We start from the raw sequence: 19,030 nt of genomic DNA on the forward strand, positions 1-19,030 counted from the left end.
TCCTAAGAAGATTTACGATTACGGCCGAGAAAAGTTTCAACGCGTTCGGCCGCAAGCTCCATTTCTTCTGTAGTATTGCCCAATCCGAAGCTGAATCTTACCGCCGAGCCGGAAAGCTCCTCCGGCACGCCCATCGCCTGCAGCACATGCGAAGGCTCCAGCGCGCCCGCCGTGCAGGCGGAGCCGCCGGAGGCGGCGATGCCGGCCAGGTCGAGATTCATCAGCAGCGACTCCCGGTCGAAGCCGGGAATCGCCAGGTTGACGATGCCCGGCAGCCGCCGCTCGGGATGGCCGAGCAGGACGGCCGCTCCGTCCGTAACCTCCGCCATCCTGCGCAGCCACAGCTCGCGCAGCTGCTCCATCGCGGCCGCGCGGCGCTCCCGCTCGCGCGCGGCGAGCTCGGCCGCGCGGGCGAATCCGGCGAGGGCGGCGACATTCTCGGTGCCGCCCCGCCGCTTGCGCTCCTGCGAGCCGCCGACGAGCAGCGGCGCAAGCGGCGTGCCTTGGCGCACGAACAGCGCGCCGACTCCTTGCGGGCCGTTGATCTTGTGGCTCGAGAGCGTCATCAGCGAGATCGGCAGCTCGGCGACGTCGATCGGCAGCTTGCCGTACGCCTGGGCCGCATCGGTATGGAACGGCACCCCGCGCTCCTGCGCCGCCGCCGCCAGCTCCGCGATCGGCTGGAGGACGCCGGTCTCGTTGTTGGCGTACATGATGCTCACGAGCCCGGTATCGTCGCTCAGGCTGTCGCGCAGCTGATCGGGCGAGACGAGACCGTCGCCGTCGACGGGCAGCACGGTGACGCGCCAGCCGCCGCGCTGCAGCCGCTCGCATTCTTTGAGCACGGCATGATGCTCGGCCGCGCTCGTGACGAGATGGCGCTTGCCGCTCGCGGCCTGCGCCTCCAGCACGCCTCGCAGCGCGTAGTTGTCCGCCTCCGTCCCGCCGGAGGTGAAGACGAGCTCATCCGGACGGCAGCCGATCGTGGCGGCGATCGCGTCCCGCGCCGCGCTCACCCGCCTGCGGGCGTCGCGCCCGAAGCTATGCAGGCTCGAGGCGTTCGCCGGAGGCCCCTGCAGCACCTCGAGCATCGCCCGCGCGGCTTCGGGATGCAGCGGGGTCGTGGCGGCATGGTCGTAATAGATCCGTTCCATCGCGTTTCAAGACCTTTCTCGAATCGGAATCAAATATAGAACATATAGCTGTCGGCTTCGCTCTTGTCCGTATATTGGATGAGGTCGAGCAGCGTCGTGGAGTCGAGCACCTCGGCGATGCTGTCGCGGATGCGCAGCCACAGGTTGCGCTTGGCCGGATCGTCCTCCTCGGTGAAGTCGACCGGCGAGATCGGCCCTTCGAGGATGCGGATCACGTCGCCGGCCGTAATCGTGTCCGGGTCCTTGGACAGGATGTAGCCGCCGTAGGCTCCGCGGATGCTTTTGACGAGGCCGGCGTTGCGCAGAGGAGCGATCAGCTGCTCGAGGTAGTGCTCCGACAGCTGATTCTTCTCGGCGATGCTCTTGAGCGAGATCGGGCCTTCTCCGAACTTGGCGGAAAGCTCCATCATAATGGTAAGGCCGTACCGGCCCTTCGTAGAAATTTTCATGGCTGCACCTCTTTCCCTGATTGGTCGACAAACTAAATCAAGGTATTCCCATAATACTGATATGTTAGCACAGTTCAGGGCTGTACGTCCGCTAAATTCGGCGTTCGGCCGCCAGAAATTCATCATCGGATGAAACTCTAGGCTCCGTTGTGCTACAATGGGAGAACTCTTCCCGCCCGGCCGTCAGCGGCAGGGACGGACACAAGTTGTCAGAATAGCAGGGAAGGCTCCAGATTGTCAAGGTGGTGGATTACTATGGCAGCGCAGGAAAGCAACCGCTCCAAGCGGGTTGTCGTCGGCATGTCCGGCGGAGTCGATTCGTCCGTGACCGCCCTTCTCCTCAAGGAGCAAGGCTACGACGTCATCGGCATCTTCATGAAGAACTGGGATGAGACCGACGAGAACGGCGTCTGCAGCGCGGACGAGGATGCCGAGGACGTGCGGCGCGTCTGCGAGCAGATCGGAATTCCCTATTATACGGTCAACTTCGAGCGCCAGTATTACGACAAGGTATTCTCGTACTTCCTCGACGAGTATCGCCGCGGCCGCACGCCGAATCCGGACGTCATGTGCAACCGCGAGATCAAGTTCGGCGAGTTCCTCGCCAAGGCCAAGTCGCTCGGCGCGGACTATTTGGCGACGGGCCATTACGCGCGCGTCGTCCGCGACGAGGAAGGCGTCACGACGCTGCTGCGCGGCGTCGACGCCGGCAAGGACCAGACGTACTTCCTGCATCAGCTCAGCCAGGAGCAGCTCGCCTCGGCGATGTTCCCGATCGGCCATCTGCCGAAGCCCGAGGTGCGCCGGATCGCCGAGGAGAACGGCCTCGCGACTGCCCGCAAGAAGGACAGCACCGGCATCTGCTTCATCGGCGAGCGCAACTTCAAGCAGTTCCTGAGCGGCTACCTGCCGGCCCAGTCCGGGCCGATGGTCGATCTGCGCACCGGCGAGACCAAGGGCCGGCATGACGGGCTCATGTACTACACGCTCGGCCAGCGCCAGGGCCTCGGCATCGGCGGCTCCGGCACAGGCGAGCCGTGGTTCGTGGCGGACAAGGATCTGGAGGCGAATATCCTCTACGTCGTGCAGGGCGACGCGCATCCGCGCCTGTACTCCTCCTCGCTGACCGCGAGCGAGGTCAACTGGATCGACCCGCAGCGTCCGGCGGGCGACATCCGCTGCACGGCCAAGTTCCGCTACCGGCAGCCCGATCAGGGCGTCACGCTGCGGCTTCGTCCGGACGGCGGCGCGGAGGTCGTGTTCGACCAGCCGCAAAAGGCGGTCACGCCCGGACAAGCGGTCGTGTTCTACGACGGCGAGCGCTGCCTCGGCGGCGGCACGATCGAGACCGTGTCGCTCGTCGACGAGCGGACGTTCGCGGAGTCCGGCCGCGCCTGACGGAGGCGGCGGGACGGCCGGGAATGATGCCGGAATTGGGAATCCAAGGCGCTTTTCTGCCTTGGAGCCGTCGGTTCAGGCCGAGAATGGGGATCCAAGGCACTTTTCTGCCTTGGATCTTTCGGTTCAGGCCGAGATCGGGAATCCAAGGCACATTTGTGCCCTGGATTCGCCGATTCAGGCCGAGATTTCTGGATCCAAGGCACTTTTCTGCCTTGGATTCGCCGATTAGGGCCGAAATTTCGGATCCAAGGCACTTTTCTGCCTTGGATTCGCCGATTAGGGCCGAGATTTCGGATCCAAGGCACTTTTCTGCCTTGGATCCGCCGATTCGGGCCGAGATTTCGGATCCAAGGCACTTTTCTGCCTTGGATCCGCCGGTTCAGGCCGAGATTCGGAATCCAAGGCACTTTTCTGCCTTGGATCCGTCGGTTCAGGCCGAGATTTCGGATCCAAGGCACTTTTCTGCCTTGGATCCGCCGGTTCAGGCCGAGAATGGAAAGGGTCTGTCCCCGGTCATCGTCGATGACCTTCGGGACAGACCCTTTTTCGTCGTGCAGCAATTCAGCGAGCGCATCTCCTTGGCTGCGGCGATTGCTAGCGCCGATTTTCCTTCAGCAAGCGTGTCTCCTTGGCTGCGGCGCTAGGGAGCGCCGACTTTCCTTCAGCTGACCGGCGCTCCCTAGCGCCGATCAGCTTCAGCGAGCCCGTTCTAGAAGGGTGTCCCTAAATGTTTTCCGCCCGAATAAGAATAAGCCACAGGACGGTTCGAGCACGCCGGCGCTCAAGCCCTCAAGTGCGGCGCATATACGCCTTCACTGTCAGCGGCGCGAAGATCGCGACGATGGCGGCCGCGGCGAGCAGCGACCAGCCGACCTCGGCCCCGAGCGTCCCTTCGTTCGCCAGATCGCGCACGGCGCTGACCAGATGCGAGACCGGATTGAACTTTACGAACCACTGCAGCCAATCCGGCATCGTCTCGACCGGCACGAACGCGTTGGACAGGAACGTCAGCGGGAACAGCACGATCATCGAGATGCCCTGGACGCTGGAGGCGCTGCGGGCGATGACGCCGAAAAAGGCGAAGATCCAGCTGACCGCCCACGAGCAGACGATGACGAGCACGGCGGCGATGGCCACGTAGCCGAGGCCGCCCTCGGGACGGTAGCCCATCAGATAGCCCATGACGAAGGTCAGCACCGTGGCGATCGTATACCGCACCGTATCGGCGAGGAGCGAGCCGGCGAGCGGCGCGATGCGCGCGATCGGCAGCGACTTGAAGCGGTCGAACACGCCTTTGTCCATATCCTCGCGCAGCTGCACGCCGGTGACGATCGAAGTGCCGATGACCGTCTGCACGAGGATGCCGGGGATGATGACCGGCAAATAGCTGGCCACGTCGCCGGAGATGGCGCCGCCGAAAATGTACGTGAACATGAGCGTGAACAGAATCGGCTGCAGCGTCACGTCGAACAGCTGCTCCGGCGTCCGCTTGATCTTGAGCAGCCCTCGGTACGCCATCGTCAGCGAGTTGCGGAAGGCCTGGACGATGCCGCCCCGCTGGACGATCCGCCTGGAAGCGCCTGCCGGCGCAATTTCGGTCTTCATGCGTTTCTAGCCTCCATTCGTTCGTTGGCGCTGGACGCGTCCGGCGCCGTAGCCGCCGGTCCGCTGCCGGTTATCGTCAGGAACACTTCGTCGAGCGTCGGCTTCTGCACGCTGATCTCCGCCAAGTCGACGCCGGCGCCGCGCAGGGCGATCAGCAGGTCGGTCACCTGGCCGGCCTCCGCCATCGGAGCGGTAATCCGCCCGGCTTCCGCCGTCGCGCTGGAGCGGGTCTGAAGCACGCGCTCCACCGTCTCGCGGGCGGTCGCGATCTGGCCCGGATCCGTCACGCGCAGATGGAGCGACGAGCTGCCGACCGACGCCTTCAGCTCGTCTCCGGTGCCCTCGGCGACGACGCGACCGCGGTCGATGACCGCGATGCGGTCAGCCAGCTGGTCGGCCTCGTCCAGATACTGCGTCGTCAGCAGCACGGTCGAGCCGCTTTTGACGAGCCTGCGGATCGTGTCCCACATCTGCGCCCGCGTCCGCGGATCAAGGCCCGTCGTCGGCTCGTCGAGGAAGATGAGCGGCGGCTGCGAGATCAGGCTGGCCGCCAGATCAAGCCGCCTGCGCATGCCTCCGGAGAAGTTTTTGAGCGGCCGCTTGGCCGCTTCGGTCAAGCCGAATTCCTCCAGCAGCTCCGCCGCCTTTTGGCGCGACTCGGCGCGGCCAAGACCGAGCAACCTAGAGAAGATTACGAGATTCTCGGTCGCGCTTAGCGACTCGTCGACCGAGGCGTACTGTCCCGTCACGCCGATCAGCTGCCGCACCTGCTGCGGCTTCTGCATCACGTCGACGCCGAAGATGCGCGCCTCGCCCGCATCGGGGCGCAGCAGCGTCGCGAGCATGCGGATCGTCGTCGTCTTGCCCGCTCCGTTCGGGCCGAGCACGCCATAGATCGAGCCGGCGCGCACCTTCAGGTCCACGCCGTCGACAGCCCGATTGTCGCCGAACTGCTTCACGAGTCCGCGCGCTTCGACCGCCCACTCGCTCGTGCTGGCTGGATTGGATTTCATCGTTGTTCATCCTCCCTGGTTATCGTTCGCTGCAAGCATAACCCTCGAATGTGAACTCGATTTGAACCGAATCAAAGGAAATCGCGAGGCATTTATGGATGATGGATTGCGAGAAGCAGATTGGGGTGCAGGCTGTTCCTGCGGCGCGGACGGAACCGTGCAAGGGAATTCGCCCTTTTTGTTTTTTTGGCCAGCGACGTCGAGAGGATGCCGCTTGTCCGTGAGCGGGAGCGACGCCGGCGCGGCAGTCGCGAAGCCCCGCCTTCCGCGGCATGCGGACGCCGGAATACGGACGCGGCTCGGCATAGGCGCCTTGAATGGCCGGGCGCTCTCCCCCATAATAGAATTCAATTGAAGCGACAGAGAGGATCGATGCTTGATGTTGAAACGAAAACCGGCGCCTGCGGTCGTCTCCAAGGCTAAAGGAAACACGCTGCTGCTGGAGCGGGCTTTCGAGGCCTCGCCCTCGCAGCTGTACCGGGCCTATACGGAGGAGGAGCTGCTCCGCGAGTGGTGGGGGCCGAAGGGCTGGACGGTGGCGGAGAGCCGCATGGAGCTGCAGCCGGGCGGCTTTTGGCATTACGGGCTTGCAGCCGAGGACGGCAGCCGGAAGACTTGGGGCAAGTTCGTCTACCGCGAGCTGCAGGAAAACGAGCGGCTCGTCTACGAGGACTACGCCGCGGACGAGTCCGGAGCCGTGCCCGAGGGACAGGGCCTGCTCGTCTCCCTGGAGTTCCGGGAGGAAGGCGGCCGCACCCGGCTCGCGAGCCGCGCCGAGTTCGTCTCTTCCCAGGCGCTGAAGCGCTCGCTCAAGCTCGGCGTCGTCGAAGGCATGAGCCAGACCTGGGATCGGCTGGCGGCCTGCCTCCGCCGCATGGACCGCGAAAAAGGCTGATTCGGACGTCCAGAAGGGACGGATGCCCGAAACAGCCTTATGAATGCTGACTGCTGACTGCTGAATGCTGACTGCCGACGCCCTGGCTGGCGCCGAGGGCAGGCTGCTGCCTGCCTTCGGCCGGCCTTTCAGCTGCCCGTATCGCGCAGGCTCCGCTCCGCGTCGAACTCGTCGGTGATGTCGCCGACGATCTCCTCCACGATGTCCTCCAGCGTCACCAGCCCCGCCGTGCCGCCGTATTCGTCGATCAGGATCGCGAGCTGCGCCTTGTCCTGCTGCATCCTTGCCAGCAGCGCATGGATGCGCGTCGACGCCGGCACCGCCGCCACCGGACGGATCAGGCCGTGCAGGTCGGTCGCCTGCATGCCCGCGCGGAGCAGGTCCTTGATGTGGACGAAGCCGATCACGTCGTCCTTGTCGCCGTCGCATACCGGATAGCGTGTGAACATGCGCTGCAGGGCGGCGGCTTTATTCTCCTCCAGCGAACGGTCCACGAACAGGCAGACCATGTCCGTCCGCGGAATCATGATCTCCCTCGCCTGCGTATCCGCAAAGTCGAAAATATTGTCCATGAGCGTCAGCTCCGCCGGATCGATCAGCCCGCTCCTGCGGCTCTCCTGCATGAGCAGGCGCAGCTCCTCCTCGTTATGCGCCGGCTCCGGCCCGGAAGCCGGCTCGAGTCCGCTCCAGCGCAGCAGCCGGCCGGCCATGCTGTCCAGCACGCGGATGACGGGATAGAGCAGCGAGTGGAGCAGGATAAGCGGGCGCGAGGTCCAGAGCGTCACCTTTTCGGCCTGGCGGATGGCAAGCGTCTTGGGAGCGAGCTGGCCGAGCACGATGTGGAACAAGGCGATGAAGCCGAAGGCGGCGACGAACGTGACGGTCCCGGCCGCCGGACCGCCGAAGCCGAAGCGCAGCAGCAGCGGCTCGAGCAGCGCCGCGACGGCCGGCTCCCCGACCCAGCCGAGGCCGAGCGAGGCGAGCGTAATGCCGAGCTGGCAGACGGAGACGAAGGAATCGAGGCTGCCGGTCAGGCGGGAGGCGAACCGCGCCTTACCGTTGCCTTCGGAGACGAGAGCGCTGATGCGGCTACCGCGTACTTTCACCATCGCGAGCTGCGCGGCGACAAAAAAGCCGTTCAGGAAAACGAGAAGCACAATAAGCAGCAAGCTGATGCCGAGCGGCAAGGGGTCGTCGGACACGCTCTTCCCTTCTTCCGCTCCTTGACGGATGCGGAAGTCGGGCGCACCTCCTCCAGTTCAAGTCGATTATCTCTATGTGTATGGACGGAGGAGCCGCAATATTCAAGCTTCAGGCTTGTCAGGGAATGAGGAGGAGCTTGCCGGTTGTCCGGCGGCTTTCCATCTCACGGTGAGCTTTCGCAGCTTCTGTCAACGGATAAACGCCGCCGAGCTCAATGTTCAGCTTGCCTTGAGCAATCCAATCGAAAAGGCGCGCGGCGCGCTCACGCAGCAGCGCGGTCGTGGGAATGTGGTCGGTGAAGACGGCATAGCCCAGCTTGATGCTTTTCGGCAAGCTCATGATATCCAACGAGCCGGGACCGCCGAGAACGGGTCCGTACCAGCAGAACGTTCCCGAACGGCGCAGAGCCGCCATCGACCCCGCAAATGTCGTTGGACCGGATCCGTCGTAGACGATATGCACGCCCTCGCCGTTAGTCAGGTCGCGTACTTGCTCAGCAAACTTTCCTTCCCTGTCGACGATGACGTGATCGGCGCCGGCCTTGCGCGCCGCTTCAGCCTTTTCTTCACTGGATACGCGACCGATTACCGTGCCGCCGCGCAGCTTTACGATCTGGGTGAGGAGCTGGCCGAGGCCGCCAGCCGCCGCATGGACGAGCACGGAGTCGCCTGCCTGTACGGGATAGAAGTCGGTGGCGAAGTGGCTGGCGGTCAACCCCTGCATCATGACCGCAGCGGCAGTTCGGTCATCGATGGCGTTTGGAATGCGAACGAGCGAATCGACAGGCGCGACCAGCTTCCCGGCATAGCTGCCAGGCACAAAGACCCATGCCACGCGGTCTCCGACAGCGAAGTCCGTCACGCCTTCTCCAACCGCCTCAATGCGCCCCGCGCCCTCCACGCCTAAAATTTTCGGGTTGGGCATTTCCACCCATGCGCTCCCGCGCCGGACACCGATATCCATGAAATTGACTCCAGCAGCAGCGACATCAATCCGTACTTCTCCGACTCCGGGCATGGGATCAGGGCGCTCCACATATTCAAGTCGGTCGGCTTCGCCGACCCCATTCATTACAATCGCTTTCATCGTCATCACCTTTCTTGAATGATCGTTCCGTTATTAGCAAAAAAAAATGGCTATCGTACTATCCGAAGCGCCATTTCGCCAAGATTGGCGAGATCATTCGGCTGAGCTCCGCCACGAGCCGCAAGCCGAATGCCTGAGATGCTTGCAATGAGGAAAGTCACCAGTTGATCGGGATCGAGTCCTTCGGCGATATCACCTTCGGACTGCGCCTTGCGGATGCTTTCAATCATGACGGCGCGAAGCTCGCGCTCGGCCGCAGCATTGACCGCCGTGAGCTCGGGACGCGAGCATCCGAATTCGGCAATCGAGCTGACGCCGAGACAAGGAGTGTAGGCCTCGCGCACGACCCGGTGGAGCATCGCCCGGATGCCGTCGACCGCGCGCTCCCCTTGACCCAGTGCTGCACGATGCGCGCTGCTCTCCGAGACGGCATAACGACGGACTACTGTCAAATAGAGCTGCCACTTGTCGCCGAAAGTGTCGTAGAGGCTCTGGCGACCGATTCCCATCGCATCAACAATCATCTGCGCTGACGTGCCTTCGAATCCGTATTGGCGGAACACGTTCGTCGCGGCGTCAAGAGCGGCATCAACATCAAAAGTTTTCGATCTGGCCATGTTTCGACTATAGCAGTTTTGGAACGTTCATTCAAGATAAAAATAACTGCATGCTGTTTTTTTTCTGTTGCCTCCGCCCTTTTGCAGGATCAGAACCAGCCGCCCACGGTCATCGCGAGCAAATACAGGTTCAGCACCGCGATCAGCGCCGCGCAGCTCCAGGCGACGGCCTTGAGCAGCGGACGGTTGGCGAATTCGCCCATCTTGCGCGGATCGCTCGTGAACTTGACAAGCGGGAAGACGGCGAAGCTGAGCTGCAGCGACAGGATGACCTGGCTGAAGATGAGCAGCTCGGTCGTGCCCCTCTCGCCGTAGAGCGCCGTCACGATGACGGCCGGCACGAGCGCGATGAGGCGGGTGATGAGCCGCCGCAGCCAAGGCTTCATGCGCAAGCCGAGGAAGCCCTCCATGACGATCTGGCCGGCGAGCGTGCCGGTCAGCGTCGAGTTCTGGCCGGCGGCGAGCAGCGCCACGCCGAACAGCACGCTCGCTGCCGCGCCGCCCATGAGCGGCGCCATCAGCCGGTAGGCGTCGCCGATTTCGGCGATGTCCGTATGGCCGCTCGTGTGGAACACCGCTCCGGCGACGATCAGGATCGCGGCGTTGATGAACAGCGCCAGCCCGAGCGCGATCGTCGAGTCGATCGTGGAGAAGCGGATCGCTTCTTTTTTGCCCAGCGGCGTCTGCTCGAAGCGCCTCGTCTGCACGATCGAGGAGTGCAGGTACAGATTATGCGGCATGACCGTCGCGCCGAGGATCCCGATCGCGATGTAGAGCATGGCCGGGTTGGACACGATCTGGCCAGACGGAACGAAGCCTTTCAGGACGTCGGCTACGACCGGCTGCGCCCAGATCAGCTCCAGCAGGAAGCAGCCGCCGATCGTGCCGATCAGCACGATGACGAGCGCCTCCATGTAGCGGAAGCCCTTGTTCTGCAGCAGCAGCACGAGCATGACGTCGAGCGAGGTGAGGATGACGCCCCACAGCAGCGGCAGGCCGAACAGCAGGTTGAGCGCGATCGCCGTGCCGATCAGCTCCGCCAGGTCGCAGGCGGCGATCGCCAGCTCGCACAGCGCCCACAGCATCAGCGCGACCGGCTTGCTGTAGTGGTCGCGGCAGGCTTGCGCCAGATCGCGCCCGGTGACGATGCCGAGCTTGCCGGCGAGCGACTGGAGCACCATCGCGATCAGGTTCGACAGCAGCACGACCGACAGCAGCGTGTAGCCGAACAAGGAGCCGCCCGCCAGATCGGTCGCCCAGTTGCCGGGATCCATGTAGCCGACGGCGACCAGATAGCCCGGTCCCATGAAGGCGAGCAGCTTGCGCAGCCAGCTTCCTTTCCTCGGCACCTGGAGACTGCGGTTCGCTTCGGCGAGCGACGGCTCCCCTCCGCTTCTTCTCCAGCCGCCTGATTCCAGCGCCGCTTCGTTTCCGACCGCTCGCTCGTTCTTCATCGCTCATCTCTCCTTTTGCGCACGCACATCTATGTTGAGTTAGGGAAACTTTTAGAGCCGACGATTCCTCTCCCGTTATGAATATGACAGGGGATCGCAAGTGTTACACCTCTATATAGTTTAACTCTAAACATTGTCGCTGTTAAGCGGCAATTTTACGGCTGGACGAAGGCCGATGGCGGCACTCTCTCGTCGCGGAGCGGGAGAATACCGAAACCGGAGCCCCCGCTTCGCAGAGCGGGAAACCAATTCCCTCTCGTCGCAGAACATCGAAACCGGAACCCGCTTAGCAGAGCGGGAGAACACCGATACCGGAACCCGCTTCGCGGAGCGGGGACTCGTTCCGATCTCCCTGGAGCCCAGATTCCTTTGATTTTATTTTCCAAAAGGAAGGAATCCGCCCTCCAAGGGAACCGCTGACGCTTCTCCACGAGCCCCCGTCCGCTTCGCTCCCCGGTTCCACATCCCCGCCGCTTTGCTTTGCCATCCGCAACCCGATTGCACGCCGTTTGGCTCCCCTCACATCTGAGCAATTCGGTTATCGTGCCTCTTACCAGCCTGTAACCCGATTTTTTCGACTTACTGCCTCACCGACACGTCTCCCAACAGTCTGCAACCCGATTTTTCGACTCACTCGAGCCGAGCTGCTCGGTTTTTCCGCGTAACTCCCCCGTTCGGGCTCACGTTGGACCCGAGCTGCTCGGTTTTTCCGCGCAACTCCCTCATCCGACCGTACTTCCGACTCGAGTTACTCGGTTTTTCCGCGCAACTCCCCCGTTCGGGCACTCGTTCGACCCGAGTTACTCGGTTTTTCCGCGCAACTCCCTCATCCGACCACACATCCGACCCGAGCTGCTCGGTTTTTCCGCGCAGCTCGGAGAAGGCTATCCTCATGCGAAATGGCCTGCCGCCTGGTCATGCGAAAAAGCCCGCCGCCTGGGTGGGCGACGGGCCGGGACTGAAGCCTCCGGGGTCGATGCGGATGAATAGGTCAGCCGGGATCAGCCGGCTTGAGCTACGCGTCAGCGACGCTGGCTTGGGGCCGATCGGCGCTGCTGCTGGTTATGGCGGATCTTGTCCTCCATGCCTTGGCGGGTCGCCTCGTAGACGGTCGAGCCGGCCAGCCGCTCGGGATAGTAGAGCTGGTCGACGTAGTGGCCGGGAAAGTCATGCGGGTACTGGTACCCGACATGGCCGAGCTGCTGCGAGCCCTTGTAGTGGGTATCGCGCAGATGCAGCGGCACCTCCGCCGTGCCGACGGCGTCCATCTTTGCCATCGCCTTGCCGATGGCGAGCGCGGTCGCGTTGGACTTGGGACTCTCGACCGCGAACAGGATCGCTTGCGCGACGTTGTACTTCGCCTCGGGCCAGCCGATCTTGTGGTAGGCGTCCATGCTGGCGACCGCCTGCAGCATCGCCTGCGGGTTGGCGAGGCCGATATCCTCGCTGCAGGCGACGATGAGGCGGCGGATGAACACCATCGGATCCATGCCGAGCTTCTCGACGGCGTACAGGAACCAGAAGAGCGCCGCGTCGGAGGAGCCTCGGATGCTTTTGTGGAAGGCCGAAAGCACGTCGTACTGGGTCGACTCGTCAGCCTGCACGGCACGGCTGCGGATCGACTCCTGGGCGACCTCGAGCGTGACGACGACGGTGCCGTCCGGCTCGGAAGGCGTCGTCACCGCAGCGAGCTCCAGCGCGTTGAGCGCGCGGCGGATGTCGCCGCCCGCCATGCCGGCGATATGCTCCAGCGCCTCGGGCCGCGCGTCGAGCTTCATGAAGCCGAGCCCGCGCTCCTTGTCGGCGATCGCGCGTCGCATCGCCTCCAGCGCATGCCGGCTCTCCAGCGCATGCAGCCGGAACAGCGTCGAGCGCGACAGCAAGGCTCCGTTGACGGAGTGGAACGGATTCTCGGTCGTCGCGCCGATGAAGATGATGATGCCCTGCTCCACCGCAGGCAGCAGCGCGTCCTGGCGCGAGGAGTTGAAGCGATGCACCTCGTCGAGGAACAGGATCGTCTTGCGCCCGTATAGCGACTTGGAGCTCTTGGCCCGCTCGATGACGTCGCGCACGTCCTTGACCGTCGCGTCGACGGCGTTGAGCTTGACGAACTCGCCCTCCGTCCGGCGGGAGATGATGTGGGCGAGCGTCGTCTTGCCGCTGCCGGGGGGACCGAACAGCAGCAGCGAGCTGACCTGGTCGCCCTCGATCGCCCGGCGCAGCAGCGTGCCCGGGCCGACGACGTCTTCCTGGCCGATATATTCGTCGAGGGTCTGGGGCCGCATCCGATCGGCCAGCAGCCTTGCCCGCGGCTGCCGCTCCTCTTCCTTGTAGTCGAACAAGTCCATGCCTGCCACCTCGGTTCATAAAAATGTCTCCTGAAAGTGTACCATACCGCGGCTTCGGCGTACAAACGTTCGCTTGCGCGTCCGAAGGCGCGCGGGCGGGCATGGCAAAAAGACGAGGCGGCCAGCAGGCCGATGTCATCAAGCCCCGTCATGCCTGAGCTTGATGACATCGGTTCGCGTCCGCCTCGTCTTATGTCGGCTGCGTCGCCGTTCGGCATCGTTGCTTGCTTCGTCTTCAGCTACGATTGCCGCAGCCCGGACCGCCACGGCTCGCCGGCTCGGGGCGACGCCGGCGCGTCTGCGGCTGCGTGCACGCCGTGGAAGCGCAGGTCAGGCCTGCGCCTCCGCGGCGGTCAGGCCGAGCTCCTGCCATTCGCGCTCGAAGCTCGCCTTCAGCTGCCGTTTGCGCTCCTCGTCGACGAAAGCGGCCTCGATCGCATGCCGCGCGACCTTCTTGATGTCCCGCTCGGAGAAGCGGAAACGATGGGCCAGATTTTCGTATTCCCGCGTCTGGTTCGTGCCCGACACCGTCGGATTGTCCGTATTGACCGTCACGAGCAGTCCGCTGTCGAGGTAGTCGCGGATCGGATGAAGATCCATCGACGGCACCGCTTTGGTCTGCACATTGCTGATGACGCACAGCTCGAGCGGGATGCGGCGCTCGCGGATGAGCTGCGTCACCTCCGCGTCCTCGCGCAGGCGGACGCCGTGTCCGATGCGGCGGGCGCGCAGCTTCTCGACCGCGCAGCGGATGCTGCACGCTCCGGCCGCCTCGCCGGCGTGGATCGTGATCGGCAGGCCGAGCCGATGCGCCAGCTCGAACACCTCGGCATGCAGCTCGTTCGGGTAGCCGGCCTCGTCGCCCGCCAGATCGACGCCGACGACGCCGAGCGGCATGAACCGGCTGGCGGCGCGCACGACCTCCTCGTTGTCCATCTGGCCGTGATGGCGCATGCAGATGAGGATCATGCGCACGCAGTGGCCGTATTTGGCCTCGGCCTCTGCCAGACCCGCCGCCACCGACGTGACGATCTCGTCTACGGACAAGCCACCGCGCGTATGCAGCTGTGGCGCGAACCGAACCTCCAGATAGCGGACGTTGTCGAGCGCGGCGTCCTCCGCCGCCTCATAGGCGATCCGCCTCAGCGCCGAGCGCGTCTGCATGAGCAGCAGCGGCAGCTCGAACCGTTCCAGATACTCGACCAGGCTCGAGCAGGAAGGCGGCGCCGTCATCCGGCCGGTCAGCTCGCGCAGATCGGCGCAGCTGAGCTCGATCCCTTCCTCCTCCGCGATCTCGGCCGCCGTCGCCGGACGCACGCTTCCATCCAGATGGCAATGAAGCTCGATCTTAGGCAAGCGGCGCATCAAACTCATCTCCATCGTCCATCACCTTCCCGCAGGGTATTAGAACGATGGTACTTCCTCACAAGATCAATGTCAATATACCTGACCCAAAATAGGCTTATTCCCAAAATATATGACATTGACCTAACCTAGATGCGAATGGATGAAACCGTTTAGGTTCGGCATCCGGCCCGCATGCCCCCGCCTATACCTCGACGCCGTTCTTCTCCAGCAGGTCGCGCACGGCGACGCTCACCATGATGAGGCCCGCGACCGGCGGCACGAACGCGTTGCTCGCCGGCGGCTGCTGCGCCTTGCGGATCTCGGGCGCGTTGTCCGGCACGATCCGCTGCGTCACGTCCTCGCGCGGCTTTTTGGGCATCTCCGACGAGAAGACGACCTTCACGCCCTTGCGCACGCCTTCCCGGCGCAGCTTCTGGCGGACGACGCGCGCGATCGGATCGGTATGCGTCTTGGAGATGTCCGTCACCGTGAACTTCGTTGGGTCCATCTTGTTGGCCGCGCCCATGCTGGAGATGATCGGAATGTTCCGCTCCAGGCACTGCTTGATGAGATGCACCTTGTACGAGATCGTGTCGGAGGCGTCGAGCACGTAGTCGAGCGGGTACTCGAACAGCTTTTCGTACGTTTCCTCCGTATAGAACATGCGCAGGCTGATCGCCTCGCACTCCGGGTTGATGAGCTGGATGCGGTCGCGCATCAGATCCGCCTTCGGCTGGCCGACCGTCGTCGTCAAAGCGTGGATCTGGCGGTTGATGTTGGTAATGTCGACGACATCCTTGTCGATCAGGATGATCCGGCCGACGCCGGTGCGCGCGAGCGCCTCCGCGGCGATCGAGCCGACGCCGCCGATGCCGAGCACGGCGACCGTGCTGCGCTTCATGACGTCGATGCCTTCCGGACCGAACGCGAGCTCGGTGCGGGAAAATTGGTTCAACATGGCTTTCGCCTTCCTTTCCTCTTGGGTTATCTTGCCCGCGGGCGATGCCAAAGCCGCACCGGAGCCGGTGCGGCTTTGGCGGCCGTGCTATGGTCCGAAGCAGCGGGCTTGCCGCCGCTTCGGGCGAGTTGCGTCTTGTCCGCGGCTGGCGGCTAGCCTTGGGCCGGGGCCCCTGCTGCCGCTTCGGCCGGCTGGCCGCCTTGCGGCGCGGCCGGCTTGGAGCCCGGCTTCGGCACGGTGCGGATGTGCAGCTGCTGCAACTGGGCAAGGTCGACCTGCGCCGGAGCGTCCATGAGCAGGTCGGTCGCGCTGGCCGTTTTCGGGAAGGCGATCGTCTCGCGCAGGTTGCTGCGGTTCGTCAGCAGCATGACGAGGCGGTCGAAGCCGAACGCGATGCCGCCGTGCGGAGGCGTGCCGTACTCGAACGCGTCCAGCAGGAAGCCGAACTTGTCATGCGCTTCTTCCATCGAGAAGCCGAGCGCCTGGAACATCTGCTCCTGCACCTCGCGCTTGTAGATCCGCATCGAGCCGCCGCCGACCTCGTAGCCGTTCAGCACGAGATCGTACGCTTGCGCGCGGATCGCGCCCGGATCGGTCTCGAACAGATGCAGGTCCTCGTCCTTCGGACGGGTGAACGGATGATGCTCCGCCACGTAGCGCTTCGCTTCCTCGTCCCAGCCGAGCAGCGGGAAGTCCACGACCCAGGCGAACTTGTACGCCGAGTCGTCGATCAGGCCGAGCTGGCGTCCGACCTTCAGGCGCAGGTTGCCGAGCACGTCGGCGACGACCTTCTTCTTGTCCGCGGAGAACGTGAGCAGGTCTCCCTCTTCCACCCCGAGCCGCTCGGTGAGCGCCTGGATTTCTTCGGCCTTTAGGAACTTGACGATCGGTCCGCGCCATTCGCCGTCCTTGACGGTGATCCAGGCCAGGCCTTTGCCGCCGTAGCGGGCCGCGAACGGCTGCAGGTCGTCGAGCTCCTTGCGGCTCCAGCCCGCGCAGCCCTTGGCGTTGAGCGCGCGCACGACGCCGCCGCCCGCCGCGACGCTGGCGAATACCTTGACGTCGCTCGTCGAGACGATGTCCGTGATGTCCTCGATCTCCAGGCCGAAGCGCAGGTCCGGCTTGTCCGAGCCGTACTTGTCGATGGCGTCGGCGTAAGTGATGCGCTGGAACGGAGCCGGGATGTCGACGCCGATCGTCTCCTTGAACAGGCGCTGGGCGAGGCTCTCCATCATGGCGAGCAGCTCGTCCTGACTCAGGAAGGACGTCTCGATGTCGACCTGGGTGAACTCCGGCTGGCGGTCGGCGCGCAGGTCCTCGTCGCGGAAGCAGCGAGCGATCTGGTAATAGCGCTCGATGCCGCCGACCATGAGCAGCTGCTTGTACAGCTGCGGCGACTGCGGCAGCGCGAAGAATTCCTCCGCATGCACGCGACTCGGCACGAGGTAATCGCGTGCGCCTTCCGGCGAGCTCTTGGTCAGGATCGGCGTCTCCACCTCGACGAACTGCTCGCCGTCGAGGAAGTCGCGGAAGATTTTGGCCGCCTTGGAGCGGAGCAGCAGCGTGCGCTGCATTTCCGGACGGCGCAGGTCCAGATAGCGGTACTTCAAGCGCAGCGTCTCGTCGACCTCGATGCCGTCCTCGATCGGGAACGGCGGCGTCTTGGCCGCGTTCAGCACCTCGATCTCGGTGACGCGCACTTCAATTTCGCCCGTTTCCAGGTTCGGGTTGCGCGTTTCCTCGTCCCGCTCGACGACCTTGCCCTTGACGGCAAGCACGTACTCGCTGCGCGCGCGGTCGGCGACTGCCAGCGCATCGCCGGAGAAGTCCGGGTTGAAAACGATCTGCACGATGCCCGTGCGGTCGCGCAGGTCGATGAACAGGACGCCTCCGAGGTCGCGGCGGCGCTGCACCCATCCTTTCAGTTCAACGGTCTTGCCTACGTCCGCCTTGCTCAGGCGTCCGCAATGAATGATGCTGCTCATTAATCCCCACTCCTTGTCGGTAATTTCTGCATGATTGCGCTATTCGCCCTGGATTGCCGCGGCCAGCTCGCCGAGCGGCACCATCCGCTGCTCGCCCGTATCCATTCGCTTGAGCGCGATTTGGCCTTGCGCCAGCTCGTCGTCGCCGAGGATCGCCGTGAACCGGGCGGCGTAGCGGTCGGCCGATTTCATCTGGGCTTTCATCTTGCGTCCCTGGTAGTCGCGATCCGCCGACAGTCCTGCCGCGCGGAGCGCGTGCAGCTGCCGGGACACTTCGCGCTCGGCCGCCTCGCCGAGAGCGACCAGGTAGACATCCAGCGGCTGCGCCGTCGAAGCCTCGCCCTGCTGATGCTCGAGGATGAGCACCGTGCGCTCGAGGCCGAGGCCGAGGCCGACGCCAGGCTGATCCGGTCCGCCGATCTCGCCGACGAGGCCGTTGTAGCGGCCGCCGCCGCCGATCGTGTCGATCGCGCCGATGCCCTCCGCCTTGAACTCGAAGGCGGTGTGGGTGTAGTAGTCGAGGCCGCGCACGAGGCGCGGATTGATTTCGTACGGGATGCCCATGTCGTCGAGGCCCGCTTTCACCTTGGCGAAGTGGTCCGCGCATGCTTCGTCGAGGCTGTCGAGAATCGACGGCGCGCCTTCGAAATGCGCCTGATCGACCTTGCAGTCGAGTACGCGCAGCGGGTTGCGGTCCATGCGCGACTGGCAGTCCTTGCAGAGCAGCTGCCGCTTCGGCTCGAGGAAGCCGAGCAGCTTGGCGCGGAAGTCCGCCCGCACCTCCGGCGTGCCGACGGAGTTGATCTCGACGCGCACGCCGCGCAGTCCGACCTCGGTGTAGAAGGTGTAGCCGAGCGCGATCACCTCGGCGTCGAGCGCAGGCTCCGCCGAGCCGAGCGCCTCCACGCCGAACTGGTGGAACTGGCGGTAGCGGCCCGCCTGCTGGCGCTCGTAGCGGAACATCGGACCGATGTAATACAGCTTAGTCAAATCGGGCTCGCCGTACAGCTTGTTCTCGGCGTAGGCGCGCACGACGCCCGCCGTGCCCTCCGGACGGAGCGTCAGGCTGCGTCCGCCGCGGTCCTCGAACGTGTACATCTCCTTTTCGACGATGTCGGTCGTCTCGCCGACGCCGCGGCGGAACAGATCCGTCGATTCGAAGATCGGCGTGCGGATTTCCCGGAAGTTGAAGCGTCGGCAAATTTCCCGCGCCTTGGCCTCGACGAGCTGCCAGCGCTCGACCGCTCCGGGAAGCAGGTCCTGCGTGCCCGGCATTTTTTGAAATTTCATGTAGCGCCCCTCCTGTCTCTCTTGCATCGCTTGCGTCTTGCGTCTTGCGTCGGTTGCGTCCCCGCGCTGCGGAACAGCAAAAAGCTCCCGTCCGCCGGCGACGACATGTCGCCAGGGACGAGAGCTGTATCTCCCGTGGTGCCACCCTGATTCCGAATGCGAAGGCCATGGCCAGCCCGCGCGTCCGCTCCGATGCGGTTAACGCCCGCCACACGCGATCGGCTA

At 64.2% G+C, this 19,030-nt stretch carries 16 protein-coding genes and 1 other annotated feature (1 of these 17 running past the window's edge); of the genes, 3 read left to right on the plus strand and 13 right to left on the minus strand.

All coding sequences use genetic code 11. The features are described 5' to 3' along the window. Positions 1 to 2: 2 nt before the first annotated feature. Both B8V81_RS05410 and cymR read right to left on the minus strand, forming a co-directional pair. Positions 3 to 1,154 (minus strand): cysteine desulfurase family protein, encoded by a 1,152-nt coding sequence (locus tag B8V81_RS05410; RefSeq protein ID WP_101807914.1) that lies wholly within the window; start codon positions 1,152 to 1,154, stop codon positions 3 to 5. A 29-nt stretch (positions 1,155 to 1,183) separates the two neighbouring features. Beyond that, complete coding sequence (cymR, locus tag B8V81_RS05415; protein ID WP_028597547.1) at positions 1,184 to 1,603, minus strand: cysteine metabolism transcriptional regulator CymR; 420 nt, start codon at positions 1,601 to 1,603, stop codon at positions 1,184 to 1,186. A gap of 255 nt (positions 1,604 to 1,858) precedes the next feature. Between cymR and mnmA the strand changes: the two genes are divergently transcribed. After that, entirely contained in the window at positions 1,859 to 3,001 is a 1,143-nt protein-coding gene (gene mnmA, locus B8V81_RS05420) for a tRNA 2-thiouridine(34) synthase MnmA (protein WP_101807915.1), read from the plus strand. 317 nt (positions 3,002 to 3,318) lie between these two features. Then, positions 3,319 to 3,648 carry a hypothetical protein gene (locus B8V81_RS05425; RefSeq protein WP_146000457.1) on the plus strand — a complete coding sequence of 110 codons (330 nt, stop codon included), beginning with the start codon at positions 3,319 to 3,321 and terminating at the stop codon, positions 3,646 to 3,648. A gap of 145 nt (positions 3,649 to 3,793) precedes the next feature. Here B8V81_RS05425 and B8V81_RS05430 read toward each other — a convergent pair whose 3' ends face one another. Beyond that, positions 3,794 to 4,609, minus strand: coding sequence for an ABC transporter permease (locus B8V81_RS05430; RefSeq protein WP_028597544.1), 816 nt, complete (start codon positions 4,607 to 4,609; stop codon positions 3,794 to 3,796). Beyond that, complete coding sequence (locus B8V81_RS05435) at positions 4,606 to 5,622, minus strand: daunorubicin resistance protein DrrA family ABC transporter ATP-binding protein (protein WP_028597543.1); 1,017 nt, start codon at positions 5,620 to 5,622, stop codon at positions 4,606 to 4,608. Before B8V81_RS05435 ends, B8V81_RS05430 begins: the two co-directional genes overlap by 4 nt. Before the next feature lie 379 nt (positions 5,623 to 6,001). On the opposite strand from B8V81_RS05435, the gene B8V81_RS05440 reads away from it, so the two are divergent. Then, entirely contained in the window at positions 6,002 to 6,517 is a 516-nt protein-coding gene (locus B8V81_RS05440) for an SRPBCC family protein (RefSeq protein ID WP_052332952.1), read from the plus strand. 128 nt (positions 6,518 to 6,645) lie between these two features. Here the strand turns inward: B8V81_RS05440 and B8V81_RS05445 are convergent, their stop codons facing one another. From B8V81_RS05445 to hisS, 9 genes are all read right to left on the minus strand, one after another. Further along, positions 6,646 to 7,719 (minus strand): hemolysin family protein, encoded by a 1,074-nt coding sequence (locus B8V81_RS05445; protein WP_101807916.1) that lies wholly within the window; start codon positions 7,717 to 7,719, stop codon positions 6,646 to 6,648. Positions 7,720 to 7,837: 118 nt separating this feature from the next. Then, positions 7,838 to 8,806, minus strand: coding sequence for a quinone oxidoreductase family protein (locus B8V81_RS05450; protein WP_028597541.1), 969 nt, complete (start codon positions 8,804 to 8,806; stop codon positions 7,838 to 7,840). A gap of 50 nt (positions 8,807 to 8,856) precedes the next feature. Beyond that, the gene (locus B8V81_RS05455) at positions 8,857 to 9,423 is read right to left on the minus strand and encodes a TetR/AcrR family transcriptional regulator (protein WP_101807917.1); all 567 of its coding nucleotides are present in this window, start codon (positions 9,421 to 9,423) and stop codon (positions 8,857 to 8,859) included. 89 nt (positions 9,424 to 9,512) lie between these two features. Continuing rightward, positions 9,513 to 10,877, minus strand: a complete 1,365-nt coding sequence (locus B8V81_RS05460) for an Nramp family divalent metal transporter (protein WP_101807918.1) — start codon at positions 10,875 to 10,877, stop codon at positions 9,513 to 9,515. Positions 10,878 to 11,899: 1,022 nt separating this feature from the next. Next, complete coding sequence (locus tag B8V81_RS05465; protein ID WP_028597538.1) at positions 11,900 to 13,225, minus strand: replication-associated recombination protein A; 1,326 nt, start codon at positions 13,223 to 13,225, stop codon at positions 11,900 to 11,902. 330 nt (positions 13,226 to 13,555) lie between these two features. Continuing rightward, entirely contained in the window at positions 13,556 to 14,605 is a 1,050-nt protein-coding gene (add, locus tag B8V81_RS05470; protein WP_028597537.1) for an adenosine deaminase, read from the minus strand. 169 nt (positions 14,606 to 14,774) lie between these two features. After that, entirely contained in the window at positions 14,775 to 15,530 is a 756-nt protein-coding gene (locus B8V81_RS05475; protein ID WP_101807919.1) for a tRNA threonylcarbamoyladenosine dehydratase, read from the minus strand. Between the two features lie 152 nt (positions 15,531 to 15,682). Continuing rightward, on the minus strand, positions 15,683 to 17,515 hold the full coding sequence (aspS, locus tag B8V81_RS05480) for an aspartate--tRNA ligase (protein ID WP_043110899.1): 1,833 nt from the start codon (positions 17,513 to 17,515) through the stop codon (positions 15,683 to 15,685). A 39-nt stretch (positions 17,516 to 17,554) separates the two neighbouring features. Then, on the minus strand, positions 17,555 to 18,805 hold the full coding sequence (gene hisS / locus B8V81_RS05485) for a histidine--tRNA ligase (RefSeq protein ID WP_028597535.1): 1,251 nt from the start codon (positions 18,803 to 18,805) through the stop codon (positions 17,555 to 17,557). Positions 18,806 to 18,915: 110 nt separating this feature from the next. Continuing rightward, positions 18,916 to 19,030, minus strand: a binding site (T-box leader) (it continues 131 nt past the right edge of the window).

This window comes from Paenibacillus pasadenensis (assembly GCF_002864175.1).
Taxonomy (GTDB): Bacteria; Bacillota; Bacilli; order Paenibacillales; family Paenibacillaceae; genus Paenibacillus_O; species Paenibacillus_O pasadenensis.

Coding starts and splice junctions, on each gene's coding strand:
- add (WP_028597537.1), bottom strand. CDS start 14,605: ATGGAGATGAGTTTGATGCGCCGCTTGCCTAAGATCGAGCTTCATTGC.
- B8V81_RS05475 (WP_101807919.1), bottom strand. CDS start 15,530: ATGTTGAACCAATTTTCCCGCACCGAGCTCGCGTTCGGTCCGGAAGGC.
- B8V81_RS05460 (WP_101807918.1), bottom strand. CDS start 10,877: ATGAAGAACGAGCGAGCGGTCGGAAACGAAGCGGCGCTGGAATCAGGC.
- B8V81_RS05440 (WP_052332952.1), top strand. CDS start 6,002: ATGTTGAAACGAAAACCGGCGCCTGCGGTCGTCTCCAAGGCTAAAGGA.
- cymR (WP_028597547.1), bottom strand. CDS start 1,603: ATGAAAATTTCTACGAAGGGCCGGTACGGCCTTACCATTATGATGGAG.
- B8V81_RS05435 (WP_028597543.1), bottom strand. CDS start 5,622: ATGAAATCCAATCCAGCCAGCACGAGCGAGTGGGCGGTCGAAGCGCGC.
- aspS (WP_043110899.1), bottom strand. CDS start 17,515: ATGAGCAGCATCATTCATTGCGGACGCCTGAGCAAGGCGGACGTAGGC.
- B8V81_RS05430 (WP_028597544.1), bottom strand. CDS start 4,609: ATGAAGACCGAAATTGCGCCGGCAGGCGCTTCCAGGCGGATCGTCCAG.
- B8V81_RS05465 (WP_028597538.1), bottom strand. CDS start 13,225: ATGGACTTGTTCGACTACAAGGAAGAGGAGCGGCAGCCGCGGGCAAGG.
- hisS (WP_028597535.1), bottom strand. CDS start 18,805: ATGAAATTTCAAAAAATGCCGGGCACGCAGGACCTGCTTCCCGGAGCG.
- B8V81_RS05450 (WP_028597541.1), bottom strand. CDS start 8,806: ATGAAAGCGATTGTAATGAATGGGGTCGGCGAAGCCGACCGACTTGAA.
- B8V81_RS05455 (WP_101807917.1), bottom strand. CDS start 9,423: ATGGCCAGATCGAAAACTTTTGATGTTGATGCCGCTCTTGACGCCGCG.
- B8V81_RS05410 (WP_101807914.1), bottom strand. CDS start 1,154: ATGGAACGGATCTATTACGACCATGCCGCCACGACCCCGCTGCATCCC.
- mnmA (WP_101807915.1), top strand. CDS start 1,859: ATGGCAGCGCAGGAAAGCAACCGCTCCAAGCGGGTTGTCGTCGGCATG.